Origin of the sequence: Arenibacter sp. F26102 (genome assembly GCF_023015865.1) — a bacterium.
Classification (GTDB): Bacteria; Bacteroidota; Bacteroidia; order Flavobacteriales; family Flavobacteriaceae; genus Arenibacter.
The window spans coordinates 128642-150470 of sequence record NZ_JALKBC010000009.1; the positions used below are offsets into that span (position 1 = coordinate 128642).

Sequence of the window (21829 nt, forward strand, 5' to 3'; positions counted from 1 at the left end):
AAAAGACCCAGGGCATTGCCTATGATATCAATTTTAGTGAATCGCGGATCCACGAGGTTAAATTGGAAGGATTGAAGCGATTTACGGAATACTACTACCGTGTGAAAACGGGAAAGATAGTGTCGGACATATTCCAATTTAAGACCCCACCATTTGCCAGTGACCATGAGTCCTTTAAAATTGTGGCTATGAGCGATATGCAAATAGACCATAATAATCCCAATAAGTTTTCGGAAGTAGTCAATGATGGTATATTGCAATATTTGGAAAAGGAGTTTGGGGGCAAACTTCCCAATAATTTGGCTATGGTGATGATACCAGGCGATTTGGTGGAGAATGGCACCAAATATTACCAGTGGAAAGACCATTTTTTTAATCCCGCCGAAAAATTATTTGCGGAGGTACCGGTCTACCCAGTATTGGGGAACCACGAAAAAAATTCGGTATTTTATTTTAAATACTTCAGTCTTCCAGAAAACGGCACGCCGGCCTATGCGGAACACTGGTGGTTCAAGTATTATGGCAATACCAGGATCATTGGGCTCAATTCCAACGACGGCTACAATAATAGTAGGGATCAGTATGAGTGGTTGCAAAAGCTGTTGGACGAAACGGCCAAAAATGAAGAGGTGGATTTTGTTTTTGCTCAATTGCACCATCCCCATAAATCGGAACTTTGGATTCCAGGAGAAGAAGATTTTACAGGAAAGGTGGTAGATCTTTTGGAAGCCTTTACCACTAAGACGGGGAAGCCGAGCATACACTTTTTTGGACATACCCACGGTTATTCCAGAGGTCAGTCCAAGGATCATAAGCATTTATGGATCAATGTTGCCTCTGCAGGAGGGGGCATTGATAATTGGGGGGAATTTGAAGGCAGGGATTACGATGAATTTACGGTAACCCAGGACGAGTATGGTTTTGTGATGGTGGAAGTTGATGCCAGTCAGGAGGACCCTAAGTTTACCATTAAGAGAATTAGCCAGGGGAACGAGGAGTTGGAGCGTAAAAACGAACTTAGGGACAGCCTTGTAATTTATAAAAACGAAAGAAAACCTGAAGTACCCAGTGTTATCTCGCCCAATAACGAAACGGTTAATTTTACAGGAACTACCCTAAAAGCAGGGGATTTTAATAGCAGCTTCAGCAATGCATTCCATGCTGCTTCCCATTGGCAGATTGCAGAGAGCAACCACTTTGAAAAGCCAATTTTTGATAGCTGGAAACAATTTGAAAATTGGTACTACAAGGAAAACAGGCAAAAGGATGATGACCTTACCGATGAAAAAACCAATAGGTTAAACCCCAACACTACCTATTTCTGGAGGGTCCGTTACCGGGATCAAAATTTAAATTGGAGTGACTGGTCATCTACCGCTACATTTGAGACCAATTAATGTTAAAGCTGGGTATTTTAGGACTATCTTTTTAGATTAAATTTCAAATTAAGGACAAACGCGGAGAAAAAAATTATTGGTATTTGAATTAATTCATAATCGCATAGTTTTTGTAACTTTATTTTAAAATGATTAAATGGGCACGGCAGAATTAAACAAAACCAAAAAAGAGCTTGTAGGATGGATTCAATCTTTAACCGATGATTCTATTTTAAGTCTCCTTAATTCTGTTAAATTGTCTAGTGAGGACAAATCTGTAGACTGGTGGGAAGAACTTACAGAAACGGATAGGATTAATATACTAAGTGGCATCAAAGAATATCAGCAAGGTGAAACAATGGAATCCAGTGAATTCTGGGAAGGTTTAAACAATGGATAAACCTTGTAAGGTGGAATGGACAAAAAGGTCATTGCACAATGCCATTTCCATTAAACATTACCTGATTCAAAAGTTCACTGTAAAGGAGGTCACCAAATTTGAAGGTTTACTTCGGCAATTTGAATTAACGGTTTCAAATTTCCCAACATTATATCCTGAATCAAAAAGTCAAAAACTTTTAAGGCGAGCAGTCATACATAAAAATACAACTGTTTATTATATTTTCAACAAAGAGAGAGTGACGGTTATAGCGATGAAGGACAACCGGCAAGAGAAGGCCCTTTGATATTCTAACTAATTTTCATGACTCTAGTGTAATAATTTTTAAAAGAGTAAGATTACACCTCCGATAAAGAAAATGTTTCTATCTCTAGTTTAAAACCTTCCAATGTTTTTAAACCTTGGGTCAATTCTGCTAGAACAGCAACCTTTACACCTTCAAATTGTCCTTTAAGGCTGCCAAATAAATGTTGGTAATAGGTGATGCCTTCATTTAAATTTTGGGTAAATGTTCGCAGATATTTTTCTTGTTTCTTATTCATGGAATCCCGGGATTCTTCAATTTTATTTTTAAGATAATCAAGGTAAATACCCAGTTCCTTAATAAACATATGTGGTCTATCGGTTCTGGAAATAACATTGCCACGCCCGAAAATGTGGTCAACCATATCTTTTAAGGTCATTATTTTGGAATAATAGGCCATATTGGGTCCGGGGCAGATAGACACTCCTGGCCCTTCAGTTTTTGTATCAAGGCCGTAAGCCAACAGGGCAGAGGTGCCGAGACCAACACAGGTACATGATTTTTCTGTTATTTTATTTAACCTTCCTGCGTATTCCTTTTCTGTTAAATCTTGGCTATCCAATTCCTTAATTTTTAAATGTTGGTATTGCCTGGATGCAGTACAGAGACCTTTGTCAGAGTAATCCTTGTTCAAGGCCACGAATTTCTTTGGACACGAGCTTCCTGGTCGATCCTTATCTATATTTTGCAGTTTTTCCAAATCCTTGGTGTTACCTCGAAGGTTATGGAAGGGTACTCCCAATGGGGAAATGTCACTTAAGTACAAATCCTCTTCTTTCGCTGCTACCAATTTTTCCAATGTAGCCTTATCCACAGTAGTGGCCTCCGGGACCAATAGAAATGGCGTTCCCCAACCAACAGAATCCACCTTGTAATGATCCAATAGAAACTCGTGTTCCTCAAGGGTGCCAACACCGCCCTGGGCCGTAATTTTTAGGGATAGATTTTGTTTGGGTATCTCGCGGCCCTTGTTGGCAAGTGCCGGAATTAAAATGTCATGGATTTCCTCTATATATGCTTGTTTGTTGTCCCTGAACTCGGCCATAATGGGTCCCATTAAATACCCGTCGGTAGCAAAGGCATGTCCACCACAATTTAAACCTGATTCTATCCTATACTCCGATACCCAAATTCCTTTTTTGGCCAAAAATTTGCCTTGGATCAATGCAGACCTATAATCGCTTACCTTTAAGACTATCTTCTTTTTAATATTGCCATTTTCATCTGGAAAAAAATCATCAAAATTTTCCATATAACTATATAATCGGGGATTCATCCCGGCAGAAAGAATTACGGAGGAATTTAGTTCGCTGTTGGCATATCCACGTAAAGCGGCATGTGCATCATTAAATTCGGTGGGCAATTTGTCATTTTTTGTATAATTTTCCTTGTCCACCTTGGTCATAATGTTTACGTCAATACTGCCCATGGACAAATTCTCCTTTAACCATTTTTTAATTTCGGAAGAATTGAGATCATTTGAGGTAAGTTTTTCAAATTCTTCCTTTAGATGGGAAGCATTTGGAAGGAGACTCAAGTATTCCTTTATCTCTTTACCGGTGTTATGGGCAGAATTAATCAATTCCACAAATTTTTTGTGCGCCACATCATTGATCAAGTTTAGATAACTGGTAATTCTTTTGGCTCTGAAATCTTCAAATTTATCTGAAATTTCCTGGTAGGGAAGTTCAAATTTTTCACAGTACATTTTCCTTAATTTTTCAATCAGTATGTCATCAACCAAAGAAATTACCGAATCTATACCTAGGTGGGAAACTTTTAAGGGAGTATCTATGGTAAAACCAATTCCCATAACCGGTATATGAAAGCTATGTTTTTTCATTTTTCAATTTTTGTTGGACCCTTAAAGTGTTACTTCTATAATTTACATAAGAGGTATCCAATTATGGGATAACTACTTGTCATGGTATAGTCCAAATATGAATCGACAAATTTTAGGCGAAATACCTTCTTAGAATATGATAATTATCAGGAAATGGAGAAAACATATAGCTGGTAATTAGGGGGTTGGATAATGCACATATCCTTAGGACGAGGAGGCTTTTATTTATGGTAATGTTAGCTTGAAGTTTAGTTAACTTTTACCTGGTTTTTTAGTGCGATTTTTGTTTCGAAAAGTTTGAGTTAGTATTAGTTTGAGTTAGTCTAGTTGAAGAGCTGGTGCACTGCACCAGCTTTTTTTAGCTCATTACCTGAAAAGAATTAGGAAGGCACCAACCGCGGTAAGAATCAAAATCATCTTGCGATAGAATTGTTCTTTAATAATTTTTACCATTCGTATGCCAACAATAATTCCCAAAATAATTCCGGGCACTAATTTTAGATTAATTAATAAGGTCTCTGGAGTAATGGTCTTCCATATAAAAATATGAAAGGGCAGTTTAAAAATATTTACTATAAAAAAGAGCCAGGCTGCGGTTCCAATAAATTCGTTTTTAGGCAGTCTCATGGCTAAAAAATAAATGTTGGAAAAAGCCCCGGCCAAGTTGCCAATCATGGTAGTAATACCTGCCATTGTTCCAATAAAACCTGCAAATGCCCAATGCGTAGGAACGTTTTTGGATTTTTTTCTATCCCACCAGTACATCATTATTACGGTTCCGAGTATAATTACGGACATGCTAATCTTAAAGGTGGTTTCCGGTAAATCTTTTCCAATGGCAGTGCCAATAAATATGCCTAATATCATCCATGGCAAAAAAGCGACTATATACTTCCATTGGGCATGTCTGTTATAGTAAACAACGGCAAAGGCATCCCCCACAACAAGCAGGGGGACAATGAGTCCCGTTGATTCTTTGGCTCCAAAGGCCAATGCCATTAGTGTAACATTGATGATGGCTATTCCTTTTATTCCGGCCTTGGAAATTCCTATTACAAATGCAGCGGTTAAGGCAAGTGCCCAGGCCGTTGTGGTTATATCCAGTGTTGTTGAGAGCATCATATGTGACATTTGGCGAACAAAGGGCAAAAGTATCCCAAAAAAATTTATCTTTAGCTCTTAATTCTAAAACCAAAGCCAAACTGATGGAATTAAGTACCCTCGATTACAGTTTTATTATTGTTTTTTTCTCAATCGTTTTATTTATCGGAATTTATGTCTCTAAAAAATCTGGGGCAAGTTCTTCAGAATATTTTCTTTCCGGTAGAACCATGCCATGGTGGCTGTTAGGCCTTTCTATGGTGGCCACGACCTTTTCTACAGATACACCCAATTTAGTTACCGATATTGTGCGTACCAATGGGGTTTCGGGAAACTGGGTATGGTGGGCCTTTCTGCTGACCGGCCTACTTACCGTCTTTGTATATGCAAAACTTTGGAGGAAATCCAACGTAAGTACGGATTTGGAATTTTATGAAATGCGTTACGGCGGTAAACCAGCAAGCTTTTTGAGAAAATTTAGGGCTGTTTATTTAGGAGTAATTTTTAATGTGATAACCATGTCCGCCGTTACATTGGCGGCAATCAAAATAGGAGGTATTATGTTGGGCTTGGAACCATGGGTAACCGTGGTGAGCGCAGGATTGATAACCGTTACATTTAGTGCCTTGGGAGGATTTAAAGGAGTGGTATATACTGATTTTCTACTTTTCTTTGTAGCTATGGGAGGTGCCATTGGAGCAGCGTACTATTTGGTCAATATTCCAGAAGTTGGGGGAATTGAAGCCTTAATGGCTAACGAAAATGTAGTGGATAAGCTATCTATCTTGCCCGACTTCAGCAATAAAAAAGCGTTAATCACCCTATTTATAATACCGCTGGCAGTACAGTGGTGGAGTTCTTGGTATCCCGGAGCAGAACCGGGAGGTGGAGGTTACATAGCCCAGCGTATGTTGGCGGCAAAAAATGAAAATCATGCTATTGGAGCAACATTCTTCTTCAATATTATGCACTATGCCTTACGCCCATGGCCATGGATTTTGGTGGCATTGGCATCTTTAGTTGTATATCCGGACATAGCTAGTATTCATGAGGCCTTCCCTAATGTAGCTGTAGATAAATTGGGTCATGATTTGGCTTATTCCGCTATGTTGACCAAATTGCCAAGTGGATTATTGGGCTTGGTTTTGGCTTCCTTAATAGCGGCCTATATGAGTACCATTTCTACCCAACTAAATTGGGGTTCCTCTTATATTGTATATGACTTCTATAAACAACAGATAAATCCCAATGCCTCAGAAAAAAGATTGGTAGCAGTTGGTAGAATATCTACAGTGATCCTAATGGTCTTCAGCGCTGCATTGGCCTTGCTTTTACAAAATGCCTTACAGTTATTTGAAGTGCTTTTGGTGTTTGGTGCTGGTACCGGACTTATTTTTATTTTGAGATGGTTTTGGTGGAGAATCAATGCCTGGAGTGAAATTACCGCTATGTTTGCTTCGGGAATCATCTCCATAATATTAAAACTAACAGCTGTAGGGCCTTTCTTATTTGCTACTGAAACCGGGGTGTTACCAGATTGGGCGGAATATCCTTTCGTGGTTTTGGTTACCAGCATAATTTGGTTGGGGGCAACATTTATGACACAACCGGAATCTAAGCAGGTATTGCAGGATTTTTATAAAAAAATTCAACCGGGTGGACCAGGTTGGTCCAAGGTGATCAAGGATGCAAAAGATGAAAATGTTGAGATAGTGAACACTAAAGAAAAATGGAGTGTTCCCGCAGGAATTACGGCCATGTTATTAGGTTGTGTGCTAATTTATTCCTGTATGTTCGCTACAGGCTACTGGATCTATGGAAAAACCACCAGTGCACTTATTTTGACCGGTGTGGCCATTGTGTCCGGATTATTGTTGGCACGGGCATGGAATAAAATGAAGGATCATATTTTGTAGACTTAGGTGATTTGCAATAAATAGCTGGTCAGTAACCAGGCAAGAATGAATATTCAGAATAGAATAGTTTCCGTGGATATCTTTAGAGGGCTTACCATTGTCCTTATGATATTGGTAAATACACCTGGTACCTGGTCCCATGTGTACGGTCCTTTTTTACATGCTCCATGGCACGGATATACTCCTACGGATCTTGTTTTTCCTTTCTTTCTGTTTATCGTAGGCTGTTCCATTGTTTTCTCTTATCAAAATAAGGCCGTAGATTCAAGCACTTATAAAAAAATTACGATTAGGGCTTTGAAACTAATAGGTTTGGGGTTGTTCTTGGGAGCATTTACCATTCACTTCCCTTTCTTTAAGGATTTCGATATCATTCGTTTTCCAGGGGTGCTACAGCGTATTGGCATAGTGTTTTTCTTTGCCTCAATTTTGTTCATCAATTTTAATTGGAAATCATTGGTTGGTATTTGCGCCTTTTTATTAATAGGCTATTGGTTAGTGATGGGTTTTGTACCGGTCAACGGAATGGCATCTACATTTGAACGTGCCCCGAACAATTTGGCAAATTTTTTGGATGTCCTCATTTTTGGATCCCATAGCTATAAGGCGGATTATGATCCCGAAGGCTTGTTAAGTACTTTACCATCAATAGCTACCGCATTAATGGGGGTCTTTACAGGTCTTATTTTACGCTCCAAAAGGGCAAAAAAGGAAATGTTTCTGTTCGGCATAGGAATTGCAATGTTGTTGGTAGGTTATATATGGGATTTATTTTTCCCTATCAACAAGGCCTTGTGGAGCAGTAGTTTTGTAATGGTAACGGCTGGTTGGGCTAATATAATTCTGGGACTAATTTATTACGTGTCCGATGTAAAGGGAATTAAGTTTGGAAGTATATTTAAATATGCCGGGGCCAATGCCATTGTCCTGTATTTTCTTTCCAGTTTTATAAGTAAAATTATGGGCATGTTAAAGGTAGACGGGGATACTTCTCTGCACGGCTGGCTTTTTAAAACCGTTTATGTTCAGGATTTTATGGCAATGCAGACCTCTTCATTGTTGTATGGACTCTCGGTAGTCTCTTTTTATGTGTTTCTGGGATATATTCTTTATAGAAAAAAGATATTCATTAAGGTATAATTCAGCCCTTTTGGAAAGCCCATTTTAAGAATTGTGGCAGGACTGCGCTCCATGTGTATAGATCATGCTTTCCCCCTTCAATTTCTTTGTAGTAAATATCCCCAGGATAGGAATAACCCTTTAACTGCAATTCGTTTATCACGTCCATGGTATCGTCTATGACATCAATAATACCATTATTGTTACGATCATCTGTCTCTTCCGCCGTGCCACATTGAAAAAAGTATTGTATGGGGGATAATTGATCCGCGTTCTTGATCATGTCCAAAGTTATTCGGCTCCTATCCTTCATATCGTTCTTCTGGTAAGGTTTCTTACGCCACCAAAAGGAACCGCTAAAAACGCCTATTTTACCAAAAAATTGGGAGTTATTGAATGCAATGTCGAAAGCGGAAAGTCCTCCTAAGGAAAAACCGCAATAGACCCAATTTTGAACAGGAGGGGAGACTTTAAATTCTTGGCATAGGAAGGGCACGAATTCCTCTATGATAAATTTGGAGTATTTTAAAGCCTTGTTCCCCCTACCTTTAAAATCGGCGGAAATTGAAGTTCCGTACTCGTAAAGTCTATTTTTATCGGCTTCAATTCCCACGAAAACAAAGGGAATAGTTTTCTTGTCCCTATAGGCTTCGGACAGGGTTTTTTCTAAATTCAAACCCACATAATCCTGGCCATCATTCATTAATAATACAGGAAATGGAGTTGGTGATTCTTTGTAGTTTGGCGGCGCAACCAATCTAAAGGCTACGTTTCTATCTAAATTGAAAGAAAAAACGCTTCCTTTCAAACTAATATAATCACTTTTAAACTGCATATTATAACTTCAAATCTTGCAAGTATAACGATTCTTGAAATTAATATTGTATTTAAAAAAGTATTTAACCTGTCCAATTACGGCTGGAACAATCTTGGGAGAATTGATCTATTAATTCTTAACTTGCTTAGGGAAGGCATTTTTGAAAAAAACAGTATGATTTGCTGTCAGAGTTCAGAATCAATTGTACTTTCTCCCCTTCCTTGGTTTTAAAGTATCCTTTCCAATATTTAGTGCTTTCCCTCAAAGTATAATATCCGGAAAGAAGATTTGTTGCATTGTTTTTAGCAACGGGAAATGCAATGGCAATGAAAAGAAGCCCCGTTCCAATAAGTGCGTAAAGCATATGAATTAATCCTTGTAGTGTTGTAGGTGATTGCAATTGGCATAATTTTTTCAAAAGTCGCTCTAGGAATCTGGGAATTTATCTCTTGGTCTTTACAGTTTTAATTTCTGAGTTCCAATAGTCTGGAAACGTATTTGCCTATTACATCAAATTCAAGATTAACCCTTGTCCCTACATTATAATTTCCAAATCGTGTATGCTCATAGGTATAAGGTATTATGGCAACGCTAAAGCTGTCTTTCTGGGAATCAACTACGGTTAAGCTGGTCCCATCTATGGTTATGGATCCCTTTTCTATGGTAACATTATTTTGTTTGGAATCATAGCTGAAGGTGAAGAACCAGCTACCATCCTTTTCTTCAATATTTATGCATTTACCTGTTTGGTCTACATGTCCCTGTACTATATGTCCGTCCAATCTGGCGCCTAGTACCATGGCTCGTTCCAGATTTACCGACTCCCCTTCCTCAAGGTCGTTCAAGTTTGTTTTGTTCAAAGTCTCATCAATAGCGGTTACAGTATATTGATCGGATGCTATTTTCACGACCGTTAGACATACTCCGTTATGGGCAACACTTTGGTCTATTTTTAGTTCTTGGGTAATCTCAGATCTTAGGGTAATATGAAGATTGCTTCCCTCTTTTTCCAATTTTATTACTTCTCCCAAAGTTTCAATAATCCCAGTAAACATGTGTCGTTTAAATTAAGTAGTTTTGTGTTGTAAATTTAAGGGTTTATTTCATATTAAACGAAAACAGGAAATGCAGGAAACTGGAAAGATCAAATTGGGGATATCCATAGGGGATTTAAATGGGATTGGGTGCGAAGTGGTGCTTAAGACGTTTGAGGATTCCCGGATGTTGGATTTCTGCACACCGGTTATTTTTGCATCCAATAAAACCATCTCCCACCAAAAAACGGATTTGGGCTTTGAGATCAATTATAACGGTATCCAAGATGCCTCTAAGGCTATAGATGGCAAGATCAATGTTGTAAATGTATGGAAAGAAACACCGGTTATTAATTTTGGAGAGCCAACACCGGAGAGTGGAAAATACGCCATTCAATCCCTTAAAGCGGCGGTTGCTGCCTTGAAAAATGATGAGATAGATGTTTTGGTTACGGCACCAATAAACAAGAACAATATACAGGCAGATGATTTTAAATTTCCAGGGCATACAGACTATTTGGCCCAGGAATTGGAAGGTGAAAGCCTAATGTTTATGGTATCGGATGATTTAAGGGTAGGCTTGCTTACCGATCATGTTGCGGTAAAGGATGTTGCCGCAAGTATTACACCACAACTTATTCGCTCAAAAATCGCCACTATTTCCAACTCCCTAAAAATGGATTTTGGAATTAGAAAACCTAAAATTGCCCTTTTGGGGATAAACCCTCACAGTGGGGATAATGGGGTAATTGGTAAAGAAGATGATGAGGTGTTAAAGCCTGTTATCAAGGAAATGTCGGAAAAGGGGCATTTGGTATTTGGGCCATATTCTGCCGATAGTTTTTTCGGGTCGGACAATTATAAGAATTTTGATGCTATTTTGGCGGCGTATCATGACCAAGGACTTATACCGTTTAAAACCTTATCTTTTGGCAAAGGGGTAAACTATACGGCCGGCCTTAATAAGGTGCGTACTTCCCCTGACCATGGTACTGCTTATGAAATTGCTGGAAAAGGCAAAGCGGACCATAGCTCTTTTAAGGAGGCGGTTTTTATGGCCTTACAGATATTTAAGAATAGAGAGGAATATAAAGAGTTAATAGCTAATCCCTTAAAAAAACATAAATTAAAAAGAGGGGCTTAGTCTTGCTTAAATAAGAGAGCCTACTGTACATTATGTCAATGATTTAAGGGAATTTGATCGGAAAATATTTATTTCGTTCTATTTGTTGGCTTTTTATAAAATAATAGTATCTTTGCACCCGCCATTATTACGGCGAGTACGTTAAAACTAGTGTGATCATGATGCAGCATAAGGAGTTTATTATTCCTTTTTCGGGACTGAAACAGGGAAAACACGAGTTTGAGTACACTTTTGACAATACGTTCTTTGAGTCTTTTGAGTATGATGAGTTTAACGGTGCGGATATTAAATTAAACGTTACCTTGAACAAAATGAGTACGATGATGGAGTTGGAAATGAAATCGCTGGGAACGGTAAACGTTATTTGTGATCTCACCAGCGAACCTTATGATCAGAAAGTTAAGGCCGATTTGGAATTGGTTGTTAAGTTTGGTGATGAGTACAACAATGACAATGATGAAATATTGATTATTCCGCACAGCGAATACCAGATCAATATTGCACAATATGTTTATGAAATGTTGGTGTTGTCGGTACCACTTAAAAAAGTTCATCCAGGAGTTTTGGACGGCACTCTGAAATCAGAGGTGTTGGCAAAGCTGGAAGAACTGCAACCAAAAGAAACAAAGGAAAACAAAGAAGATATTGATCCCCGTTGGGACGCACTAAAAAAATTATTAACGGATAAATAAGTTTCATAATGGCACATCCTAAAAGAAAAATTTCCAAAACCAGAAGAGACAAGAGAAGAACGCATTATAAGGCGGTAGCTCCTACTGTAGCTAAAGACCCAACCACTGGAGAAATGCATTTGTTTCATAGAGCTCATTGGCATGAGGGCAAATTATACTATCGTGGAGAGGTTTTGATTGACAAAACTGAAGAAGCAGTAGCATAATTTACGTTAGCACAATATAATTTGGACTCCCACTTCTTAAGAGTGGGAGTTTTTTTATGAGGCTGATGTAAAATTCAAAAACAAGGTATTTTTGGACTTAAAGTCGCAGAAAATCACTAATTTTCACAAATTTTCAATTGTTTTTGAAGATTTATTGATAAAAATCAAATTTAGATGAGCAAAATAACAGCTGCAATTACTGCTGTAGGGTCTTATGTACCAGACTTTGTAATGACTAATAAGATTTTGGAAACTTTGGTGGATACCAACGATGAATGGATTACGACCAGAACTGGTATTAAAGAAAGGAGAATCTTAAAGGGAGAAGGACTGGGAACGTCCTATCTTGCCATAAAAGCTGCAGAGCAACTTCTGGAAAAACGGAAATTGGATCCTAAGGAGATCGATCTCATTATTGTGGCTACCGCAACTCCGGATATGATGGTTGCTGCAACTGCTGCCTATGTGGGTTCGGAGATAGGAGCAACAAATGCCTTTGCCTATGATTTGCAAGCCGCTTGTTCCAGTTTTTTATATGGAATGTCCACGGCCGCCAGTTATATTGAATCCGGCCGATATAAAAAAGTATTGCTTATTGGGGCAGATAAGATGTCTTCAATAATAGATTACACTGATAGAACTACCTGTATAATCTTTGGGGATGGTGCAGGGGCGGCGCTTTTTGAACCTAACACCGAAGGTCTAGGGCTGCAGGACGAATACTTAAGATCGGATGGCGTGGGAAGAAATTTCCTTAAAATGGATGCCGGTGGCTCTTTGCTCCCCGCCTCGGAAGAAACCGTTAAAAACCGTCAGCATTTCATTTATCAGGACGGAAAATCGGTTTTCAAATTTGCGGTGACCAATATGGCGGATTCCGCAGCCAAAATTATGGAGCGAAATAATTTGTCGCATGATGATGTTGATTGGTTAATACCTCATCAGGCCAACAAAAGAATTATTGACGCCACATCCAATAGAATGGGATTGGAAGATTCCAAAGTAATGATGAATATACAGAGGTACGGTAATACCACATCCGCAACTCTGCCACTTTTATTGAGCGACTATGAAACCCAGCTTAAGAAAGGTGATAATTTGGTTTTTGCAGCCTTCGGTGGTGGTTTCACCTGGGGCTCCATTTATTTAAAATGGGCATACAATTCATAAATCTGAGGCAACCTATAAACTAAAACGAACTCTATGGATATTAAAGAAATTCAAAGCTTAATTAAATTTGTAGCCAAATCTGGGGCTAGTGAAGTAAAATTGGAGATGGAAGATATAAAAATCACCATCCGTACCGGGGCAGCTGGTCATACCCAAGAACCAACTTATGTTCAGCACATCCCTATGGGGAACCCTATGCAACAGCATATGGCTGCATCGCCTACTGGCTCTCCTTCGGTAGAAGTAGAGGTAAAAAAGGAAGCTGATGAAAATTCAAAATATATTACCATAAAATCCCCGATTATTGGAACATTTTATAGGAAACCCTCACCGGACAAACCTAATTTTGTTGAAGTTGGAGACACAATAAATAAAGGTGACGTGCTATGTGTCATAGAGGCGATGAAATTATTTAACGATATTGAGTCTGAAGTTTCCGGAACAATCGTGAAAGTTCTTGTAGATGATAGTTCACCTGTAGAATTTGATCAACCATTATTTTTGGTAGATCCATCATAGGAAGTTTTAAATGTTAAATGTCGGATGACGATTTTCTATGGTTATTCCGAACCATTTAAAATTTAGATTACAAAATTTAAAATTTCAAAAGATGTTTAAAAAGATACTTATTGCAAATAGGGGAGAAATAGCGCTTCGTATTATCAGGACCTGTAAGGAAATGGGTATTAAAACGGTAGCGGTATATTCGAAAGCGGATGAGGAAAGCTTGCATGTTCGTTTTGCGGACGAAGCGGTTTGTATAGGTCCACCTCCAAGTAGTGAATCATATCTGAAGATTCCAAATATTATTGCTGCGGCCGAAATTACCAATGCCGATGCTATTCACCCTGGGTATGGTTTTCTTTCCGAAAACTCCAAATTTTCCAGAATTTGTGCGGAGCACGATATAAAATTTATAGGGGCCACAGGGGACCACATAGACAAGATGGGAGATAAGGCCACGGCCAAGGAGACCATGAAAAAGGCTGGCGTACCTTGTGTGCCCGGTTCTGAAGGCTTGCTAAAAGATGTAGCCGATGCCAAAAAAGTGGCTAAAAAGATGGGTTACCCCGTTATGATCAAAGCTACCGCTGGTGGTGGAGGTAAGGGAATGCGTGCGGTAATGTCCGAGGACAAGATGGAGGATCTTTTTAACAGTGCGGTTAAAGAGGCTACAGCAGCTTTTGGAAATGGCGGTATGTATATGGAAAAGCTGATAGAAGAACCACGCCATATAGAAATCCAGATCGTAGGAGATCAATACGGCAAGGCATGTCACCTTTCAGAAAGGGACTGCTCTATTCAACGACGCCATCAAAAATTAACGGAAGAGACGCCTTCGCCCTTTATGACAGATAAGTTAAGGGACGATATGGGGAAAGCAGCAGTAAAGGCTGCTGAATATATTAAATATGAAGGAGCTGGTACAATAGAATTTCTAGTGGATAAACACCGGAACTTTTATTTTATGGAAATGAATACCAGGATTCAGGTAGAGCATCCCATAACAGAACAGGTAATAGATTACGACCTTATACGCGAGCAAATATTGGTTGCTGGTGGGGTACCTATTTCAGGGAAAAATTATCTTCCAAAGCTACACTCTATAGAATGCAGGATAAATGCCGAGGATCCCTACAACGGATTTAGGCCCTCTCCTGGAAAAATCACTACTTTGCATACCCCAGGGGGGCATGGGATTAGATTGGATACACATGTTTATAGTGGTTATACCATTCCTCCTAATTATGACTCCATGATTGCAAAGCTGATTACCACGGCGCAAACCAGGGAGGAAGCCATTAATAAAATGAAGCGTGCCTTGGATGAGTTTGTTATTGAAGGAATTAAGACAACCATACCTTTCCATAGACAGCTTATGGATCACCCAGATTACTTGGCGGGCAATTACACTACCAAGTTTATGGAAGACTTTGTAATGGCACCACAGCCAGTGGAATAACGGATAAGTGTAAAGAAAATTTATTTAACTAAGAAGGCGAAGTAATCTGTAGTATACCAACAGATTACTTCGCCTTCTTAGTTAAAGCGATTATTGCAACAAGCTTTTGCCCTTGATTCCATTTATCGCCAAAGAAATAATACCTTTATTCCACTATTGTTATATTGATTATAAATACACCTACCCTCTATGAACCTAAGTTATTGGGAATATAAAACGTGGTTATCCAACATAGATTTCACTGTTGTAGGTAGTGGGATAGTAGGGCTTAATTGTGCGCTATATTTAAAGAAACAATTTCCTGAAGCTAAGATTTTAGTATTGGAAAGAGGCCTTCTGCCTCAAGGGGCAAGTACAAAAAATGCTGGATTTGCATGTTTCGGTAGTGTATCGGAGATTTTATCGGACTTGCGGAAGCATACCGAGAAAGAGGTGCTGCAATTGGTAAAAAAGCGTTGGGAGGGTGTGCAATTACTTCGGAAAAATCTTGGTGATGAACAAATAGATTATCAAAACCACGGTGGGAATGAGGTTTTTTTGAAGGATCAAGAGGGTCTTTATGAAGATTGTCTGGATAATTTGGATAGGGTTAATTCCCTTTTAAAACCTGTATTCAAGGCGGACGCTTTCCAAACGCTCCCAAATAGCTTTGGTTTTAAGGGGATTCAGGAGAACTATATTTCCAGTCCGTTCGAAGGGCAGATCAACACCGGTAAAATGATGAAAACCTTATTGGATAAGGTGCAAAATAGTGGTGTAACGATCCTAAATTCCATTAGGGTGGAGAACTTTGTAGAAAATATAGACCATGTCATGATTAAAACCGATCATTTCGAATTCAGAACCAACAAGCTATTCATTGCAACCAATGGTTTTGCATCCCAATTAATTCGGGAAAAGGTAAAACCCGCCAGAGCACAGGTGCTGATTACCAAACCTATACATAACCTGAATATCAAAGGTACTTTTCATTTGGATGAAGGATATTATTATTTTGGGAACATTGAAGACCGAATTCTATTTGGAGGGGGAAGAAATCTGGATTTTAAAGGTGAAGAAACCAGCACTTTTGGAGAGACCACTTTGGTACAGAATAGTCTTGAGAATATATTGCGGACCGTAATTTTACCCAATACGCCCTTTGAAATAGACCTAAGATGGAGTGGTATTATGGGTATGGGTAAACAAAAGAAACCCATTGTAAAACACTTGGGCAATAATGTATATTGCGGGGTTAGAATGGGGGGAATGGGTATTGCCATCGGTAGTTTAATAGGAAAGGAATTGGCCAATTTGGCGAAGTAGCCAGAAGGTAAAAAATGGCGAATATCTTAAAAGTTTAAATTAATGTATTTCTAAATGGACCAACCACCGAAACAACAACTATATGGGTTTTGTCAATTGTTTATTGAGAGTCGGTTAGCGCGGATTCAAAAAAATATTGATTCCTTACAGGAGGCCTTGAGCTCGGAGACGAAAAGCAGTGCCGGTGACAAGCATGAAACTGGTAGGGCAATGATTCAGTTGGAGCGTGAGAAATTGGGGAATCAGCTTGCGGAGGTAAATTTACTTCAAGAGTTGTTTAAGAAGATACCCCTAAAGACCAATTTGTCCCACATAGGATTGGGAAGTGTAGTATATACCGATAAACAAAATTATTATTTGGGAATAAGTGCGGGGGAAATAAAAGTAGACAGAGTTTCCTTTTATGCCATTGCACCCAATACACCAGTGGGGAAATTGTTAATGGGGAAAGTAGTAGGTGATATTGTTGTTTTTAATACAAAGGAGATTGAAATACGGCAAATTGCGTAGTCTTGTGTTATCCTGTTTCCGGCGCAATCCTTGGTAATAAAGATATAGCACTAAATTGTTGGATTGGTTACGGTTTTTGGAGCATAGTTCTTATAGGTAAATGCAAAGGGATCAATCCAATTTAGGCTTACTGCGGTTTATTTTTTTGAGGGCAGCCCGTTTTTTGCTCTTTAATCGTTTTTCAATAGCCGATCTGGTGGGTTTGGTCTTTCTTCTTCTTTTTGGGACGATCAAATTTACTTGGATCGTTTCAAGGAATTTTTGAATGACCAGTTCCTTGTTTTTGTGTTGACTACGGGTTTCCTCGCATTGCATTAAAAGAAGGTTTTCTTTACTTAGCTTGGAGGACAGTTTTTTGCGGAGTCTATATTTTTCCAATTCAGTAAGGGCGTTGGAATTTTCCAGATCGAAAGTCAGTTCCACTTTGGAGGAAACTTTGTTTACATTTTGCCCCCCGGCACCGCTGCTTCGCACTGCTTTAAATTTTAACTCCTGAATGATGCCTTCCCTGTTCAATTGGCTATTACGGTTTTAGACGTTGGTTAATGGTTTCTAGAGCAATGTTTAGAAAGACCTGTTTTCCTTCGGTTAGGAATTCATCGGAATTAAACCGTATTCTATTCTCTCCGGACAATCCTTCTATTAAAAAATGACTGCCCATAAAATAGCATTTTTCTACAGTTGTTGGAATTCCAGATTTATTCGAGATTCTAAATTCATGTGCGTAAACAATAATTTTCCGCTCCACATCGCCATAGGATTTTATAATGTTTATAGGAATATGGTTGGCTTCCCCGAACAAGGTGGCTGTATATATATTTTTTGGGTTGTTATAAAGGTTTTTGGTATTGGCATCTACCATTATTTCTTGATCCTTAAGAACAATGATCCTATTGGCGTAAGGAAGAATATCTTGGAAGTCATGTGTGGCCGTGATACAACTGATCTCTTCCTTTTTTAAATATCCAAAGAGATTTCTTCTCAGTTGATTTTTCCTAAAATTGTCTATATGGCCAAATGGCTCATCCAGAAGCAGTAGTTCCGGTTTTTGTGCCAGGACTCTGGCCAATGCTACTCTCTGTTGCTGGCCACCACTAAGGTTTTTGACCTTAACTTTGGCAAAGGGGACCATGTCTATCATTTCCAACAATTCAGCTGTTCTTGCCTTTAATTCCTCAGGATAGAAAACAGATAGAAATTGACTTACATTTTCCGCCACAGTAGTGAAAGGCATTAGGTCAAAATCCTGCGACAGGTATTTCATGTAGGATTCACCTGGAACAAGATTAAAATCAGGTCCCAATACCTGTTTCTCTCCCCAGAATATATCGCCTTGATCGGGTTGAAGTAGGCCGTAAATAATTTTGAGCAAGGTGCTTTTTCCACACCCACTTTCTCCTACTATGGAAATGTGTTCACCTTTGGACACCTTAAAACCAATATCGGTCAATACCGGTATTTTATCATAAGCGAACGAAAGAGAATTGACTTGTAACATGGGCTAAAACTATAAATATAATTTTTGGGGATAAAAAAAGTCCATTTCTAAAAGAAACGGACTTAAAACAAAATTATTGATTTTTTTTAACTAATCCTTAAAATCTTTTAAAACTCCCTTGTTGGGGAGTTCCAAATAACCCATATTGAACAATGTGAATCCATAAATATCCACATTTTGCTCAATGGTCTTGCTCACCGGAGTTCCTGCTCCATGGCCGGCATTAACTTCAATACGTATTAAAGTAGGGTTGTTCCCCGATTGCTTTTCCTGCAGTTCCGCAGCAAACTTAAAGCTATGTGCTGGTACTACCCTATCGTCATGATCGCCAGTGGTAATAAGGGTTGCAGGGTATTGTACACCTGCCTTAACATTATGGACGGGGGAATATCCCTTTAGGTAATTAAACATTTCCTGATTGTCTTCAGAGGTCCCATAGTCATAGGCCCAGCCCGCACCTGCAGTAAAAGTGTGGTATCTAAGCATATCCAAAACGCCTACAGCTGGTAATGCTACCTTCATTAAATCTGGTCTTTGGGTCATGACAGCGCCAACCAAAAGTCCACCATTGGAACCTCCCTTAATGGCCAAATGGTCGCTTGAGGTATATTTTTGGTCAATCAGATACTCAGCGGCAGCTATAAAATCGTCAAAGACATTTTGTTTTTTGGTTGTGATACCGGCATCATGCCATTTTTTACCATATTCGCCACCTCCTCTTAAATTGGGTACAGCAAAGACTCCACCTTGTTCCATCCAAACCGCATTGGTAACACTAAATGTGGGCGTTAGGCTAATATTGAATCCACCATAACCGTAAAGTATGGTCGGATTTGTGCCGTTCAATTCCAATCCTTTTTTATGCGTGATGATCATGGGTATCCCAGTGCCGTCCTTTGAGGAGTAGAAGACTTGTTTGGATTCATATTCTTCTGGATCGAAATCCAATTCAGGTTTCCAGTATAACGTATATTCTCCGGTAGTAATATTGTATTTATAGGAGGATCCTGGGGTATTGTAGTTGGTAAATGAGAAGTAGAGTTCAGTTTCCTTCATTTTTCCGCTAAAACCAGCGGCACTTCCAAGTCCTGGAAGTGCAAGTTCGCGGATCATATTTCCTTCATGGTCGTATTGGTACACTTTGGAAATGGCATCTACCATATATTCTGTAAAGAAATATCCCCCGGCAGTGCCCACAGATAGAACATTTTGCGTTTCTGGTATTAGATCGGTCCAATGATCCGGAGTTGGATTTTGTACATCCACGGAAACAACTTTCTTATTGGGTGCATTTCTATTGGTCAATATAAACAGTTTTGACCCTACATTGTGTATAACGTGGCTATCCGTGTCAGGTGTATCCAAAATGGTGATTAGATCGCTTCCAGCTTGGTTTAAGTCTTTTATAAATAGCTTATTGCCCGAGGTAGATATTGCGGCCGAAATAATTAGATAGTTATCATCTTCTGTAACATAACCACCAACATACCTGTGTTTTTCTGATGGAATACCACCAAATACCACTTTATCGCTTTTCTGGGGGGTTCCCAGTTTGTGATAGTAAAGTTTGTGTTGGTCCGTCTTGGCAGATAATTCACTGCCTTTGGGTTTGTCATAGCTAGAGTAATAGAAACCCTCGTTTTCTTTCCAGGAAACCCCACTAAATTTTATATCTACCAAAGTATCTTCTACTATGGATTTGTTCTCGGTATTAATTACGAGTACTTTGCGCCAATCGCTACCGCCTTCCGATATGGAATATGCGGCTATAGTGCCATCCTTGGAAAAATTTATTCCCGCTAAAGAGGTTGTTGCATCGTCGGAAAAGGAATTGGGATCCAGGAATATTTCTGCTTCCCCGTCATCTCCGTTCTTCCGGTACAATACATTCTGATTTTGCAAGCCATCGTTCTTAAAGAAATAAGTGTAATTGCCTTCCTTGAACGGAGATCCCAGCTTCTCGTAGTTCCATAATTGTTCCAAACGATTTTTCAAATCCTGCCGAAATGGGATTTTGTCCAAATAAATGTTAGTGGTCTTATTTTGTTGCTTTACCCAATTTTCGGTTTCCGTGCTTCTATCGTCTTCCAACCAACGGAACGGGTCATTGACCTTTGTTCCAAAATAGGTGTCTATGGTATCAACTCTTTTTGTAGTGGGATAATTCAAAACGATTGCTTCTTTTTTTGGACTGGGCTCGCAACCAGAATTGAGTATAGCTGCAAGTGGGATTATTATAGATTTCTTCATGAATGGGGGTGCGCTTATGCCAAAAATAGCATAAAAAAAACCTTTGTAATTAGTAGTTACAAAGGTTTTAACATCTTATCCTCCACTCTTGGTCTCCTAACGGAGGAGTTGGATATATACCTAAGGTATTAAGTGAACAAATTACACTAATTGGTTCTGAACCAAATATTCTGCAATTTGTACTGCGTTCGTAGCCGCTCCTTTTCTTAGGTTATCAGCCACGATCCACATGTTCAAAGTATTGGATTGTGTTTCATCCCTTCTAATTCTACCTACAAAAACATCATCCTTACCATGAGCATAAATTGGCATTGGGTAAGTATTGGTATCCGTGTTGTCCTGAACTACGATCCCTGGGGTTTCATTTAATAGTCTCCTTACTTCCGATAGTTCAAAATCGTTTTCAAATTCTACGTTAACCGATTCTGAATGACCTCCAGCTGTTGGGATACGTACAGCTGTTGCCGTTACGGAAAACGTTTTGTCATTGAATATTTTTTGTGGCTCCTTGGCCAACTTCATCTCTTCTTTGGTGTAGCCATTGTCCAAAAATACGTCACAATGTGGCAATGCATTTTTTCCGATGGGATAAGGATATGCCATTTCACCCTGTATTCCTGCTATTTCATTTTCCAGTTGCTGAACGGCCTTTACCCCTGTTCCCGAAACCGACTGGTAGGTAGAAACTACCACCCTTTTCATTTTGTATGTTTTATGTAAGGAAGACAGAGCCAATACCATCTGAATAGTGGAACAGTTTGGGTTTGCTATTATTTTATCTTCCTTGGTCAATTCGCCGGCGTTTATTTCAGGAACCACCAATTTTTTGGTGGGATCCATACGCCATGCCGAAGAATTATCTATTACGGTGGTACCAACGGCTGCAAATTTTGGGGCCCATTCCAAAGAAGTGTCTCCTCCCGCAGAAAATATGGCAATGTCCGGTTTAGCGGCTACCGCAGTTTCAAGGCCAATTAGAGTATGTTCCTTACCTTGGAAGGTTAATTTTTTGCCTACAGATCTTTCAGAGGCTACTACCAATAATTCAGTTACAGGAAAATTACGTTCTGCCAATACTTTTAGCATCACTTCCCCTACCATCCCTGTTGCACCAACTACAGCTACTTTCATTACGATTAAATTAAAATTTCAGTTGGCAAATGTACAGATAATAGGGTATT

20 protein-coding genes are annotated in these 21829 nt (G+C 39.1%); 12 read left to right on the forward strand and 8 right to left on the reverse strand.

Features of this window, described 5'->3' with window-relative positions:
* The first annotated feature begins 26 nt into the window (after positions 1 to 26).
* Positions 27 to 1397 (forward strand): metallophosphoesterase family protein, encoded by a 1371-nt coding sequence (locus MWU78_RS14075; protein ID WP_348647091.1) that lies wholly within the window; start codon positions 27 to 29, stop codon positions 1395 to 1397.
* Positions 1398 to 1533: 136 nt separating this feature from the next.
* Positions 1534 to 1776: a hypothetical protein gene (locus MWU78_RS14080; protein WP_246998789.1), complete on the forward strand. Its 243-nt coding sequence runs from the start codon at positions 1534 to 1536 to the stop codon at positions 1774 to 1776.
* Between the two features lie 338 nt (positions 1777 to 2114).
* Here MWU78_RS14080 and MWU78_RS14085 read toward each other — a convergent pair whose 3' ends face one another.
* Positions 2115 to 3923, reverse strand: a complete 1809-nt coding sequence (locus MWU78_RS14085) for a hypothetical protein (RefSeq protein WP_246998791.1) — start codon at positions 3921 to 3923, stop codon at positions 2115 to 2117.
* 366 nt (positions 3924 to 4289) lie between these two features.
* The gene (locus MWU78_RS14090) at positions 4290 to 5045 is read right to left on the reverse strand and encodes a sulfite exporter TauE/SafE family protein (protein ID WP_246998793.1); all 756 of its coding nucleotides are present in this window, start codon (positions 5043 to 5045) and stop codon (positions 4290 to 4292) included.
* An 83-nt stretch (positions 5046 to 5128) separates the two neighbouring features.
* Here MWU78_RS14090 and MWU78_RS14095 point away from each other — a divergent pair, with 83 nt between their 5' ends.
* Entirely contained in the window at positions 5129 to 6940 is a 1812-nt protein-coding gene (locus MWU78_RS14095) for a sodium:solute symporter family protein (protein WP_246998795.1), read from the forward strand.
* Positions 6941 to 6985: 45 nt separating this feature from the next.
* Positions 6986 to 8080, forward strand: coding sequence for a heparan-alpha-glucosaminide N-acetyltransferase domain-containing protein (locus MWU78_RS14100; protein ID WP_281503848.1), 1095 nt, complete (start codon positions 6986 to 6988; stop codon positions 8078 to 8080).
* 1 nt (position 8081) lies between these two features.
* Here the strand turns inward: MWU78_RS14100 and MWU78_RS14105 are convergent, their stop codons facing one another.
* The gene (locus MWU78_RS14105) at positions 8082 to 8894 is read right to left on the reverse strand and encodes an alpha/beta hydrolase-fold protein (RefSeq protein ID WP_246998797.1); all 813 of its coding nucleotides are present in this window, start codon (positions 8892 to 8894) and stop codon (positions 8082 to 8084) included.
* Between the two features lie 446 nt (positions 8895 to 9340).
* Positions 9341 to 9931 (reverse strand): riboflavin synthase, encoded by a 591-nt coding sequence (locus tag MWU78_RS14110; protein WP_246998799.1) that lies wholly within the window; start codon positions 9929 to 9931, stop codon positions 9341 to 9343.
* 70 nt (positions 9932 to 10001) lie between these two features.
* On the opposite strand from MWU78_RS14110, the gene pdxA reads away from it, so the two are divergent.
* From pdxA to MWU78_RS14150, 8 genes are all read left to right on the forward strand, one after another.
* Positions 10002 to 11054 (forward strand): 4-hydroxythreonine-4-phosphate dehydrogenase PdxA, encoded by a 1053-nt coding sequence (gene pdxA / locus MWU78_RS14115; RefSeq protein WP_246998801.1) that lies wholly within the window; start codon positions 10002 to 10004, stop codon positions 11052 to 11054.
* 158 nt (positions 11055 to 11212) lie between these two features.
* Positions 11213 to 11746: a DUF177 domain-containing protein gene (locus MWU78_RS14120; protein ID WP_246998803.1), complete on the forward strand. Its 534-nt coding sequence runs from the start codon at positions 11213 to 11215 to the stop codon at positions 11744 to 11746.
* Between the two features lie 8 nt (positions 11747 to 11754).
* On the forward strand, positions 11755 to 11952 hold the full coding sequence (rpmF, locus tag MWU78_RS14125) for a 50S ribosomal protein L32 (protein WP_103439312.1): 198 nt from the start codon (positions 11755 to 11757) through the stop codon (positions 11950 to 11952).
* Between the two features lie 174 nt (positions 11953 to 12126).
* Complete coding sequence (locus MWU78_RS14130) at positions 12127 to 13122, forward strand: beta-ketoacyl-ACP synthase III (protein ID WP_246998805.1); 996 nt, start codon at positions 12127 to 12129, stop codon at positions 13120 to 13122.
* Between the two features lie 33 nt (positions 13123 to 13155).
* Positions 13156 to 13641, forward strand: a complete 486-nt coding sequence (accB, locus tag MWU78_RS14135; protein WP_246998807.1) for an acetyl-CoA carboxylase biotin carboxyl carrier protein — start codon at positions 13156 to 13158, stop codon at positions 13639 to 13641.
* Between the two features lie 91 nt (positions 13642 to 13732).
* Positions 13733 to 15085: an acetyl-CoA carboxylase biotin carboxylase subunit gene (gene accC, locus MWU78_RS14140; RefSeq protein ID WP_187581445.1), complete on the forward strand. Its 1353-nt coding sequence runs from the start codon at positions 13733 to 13735 to the stop codon at positions 15083 to 15085.
* Positions 15086 to 15274: 189 nt separating this feature from the next.
* Positions 15275 to 16390 (forward strand): FAD-dependent oxidoreductase, encoded by a 1116-nt coding sequence (locus tag MWU78_RS14145; protein WP_246998809.1) that lies wholly within the window; start codon positions 15275 to 15277, stop codon positions 16388 to 16390.
* 54 nt (positions 16391 to 16444) lie between these two features.
* Positions 16445 to 16900: a 3-oxoacyl-ACP synthase gene (locus tag MWU78_RS14150; protein ID WP_246998811.1), complete on the forward strand. Its 456-nt coding sequence runs from the start codon at positions 16445 to 16447 to the stop codon at positions 16898 to 16900.
* A gap of 111 nt (positions 16901 to 17011) precedes the next feature.
* On the opposite strand, the gene arfB is transcribed toward MWU78_RS14150, so the two are convergent.
* From arfB to MWU78_RS14170, 4 genes are all read right to left on the reverse strand, one after another.
* The gene (gene arfB / locus MWU78_RS14155; RefSeq protein WP_246998813.1) at positions 17012 to 17416 is read right to left on the reverse strand and encodes an alternative ribosome rescue aminoacyl-tRNA hydrolase ArfB; all 405 of its coding nucleotides are present in this window, start codon (positions 17414 to 17416) and stop codon (positions 17012 to 17014) included.
* A 7-nt stretch (positions 17417 to 17423) separates the two neighbouring features.
* Positions 17424 to 18398, reverse strand: a complete 975-nt coding sequence (locus tag MWU78_RS14160) for an ABC transporter ATP-binding protein (protein WP_246998815.1) — start codon at positions 18396 to 18398, stop codon at positions 17424 to 17426.
* A 90-nt stretch (positions 18399 to 18488) separates the two neighbouring features.
* Entirely contained in the window at positions 18489 to 20648 is a 2160-nt protein-coding gene (locus tag MWU78_RS14165; RefSeq protein ID WP_246998817.1) for a prolyl oligopeptidase family serine peptidase, read from the reverse strand.
* A gap of 141 nt (positions 20649 to 20789) precedes the next feature.
* Positions 20790 to 21779 (reverse strand): aspartate-semialdehyde dehydrogenase, encoded by a 990-nt coding sequence (locus MWU78_RS14170; protein ID WP_246998826.1) that lies wholly within the window; start codon positions 21777 to 21779, stop codon positions 20790 to 20792.
* Positions 21780 to 21829: the final 50 nt, after the last annotated feature.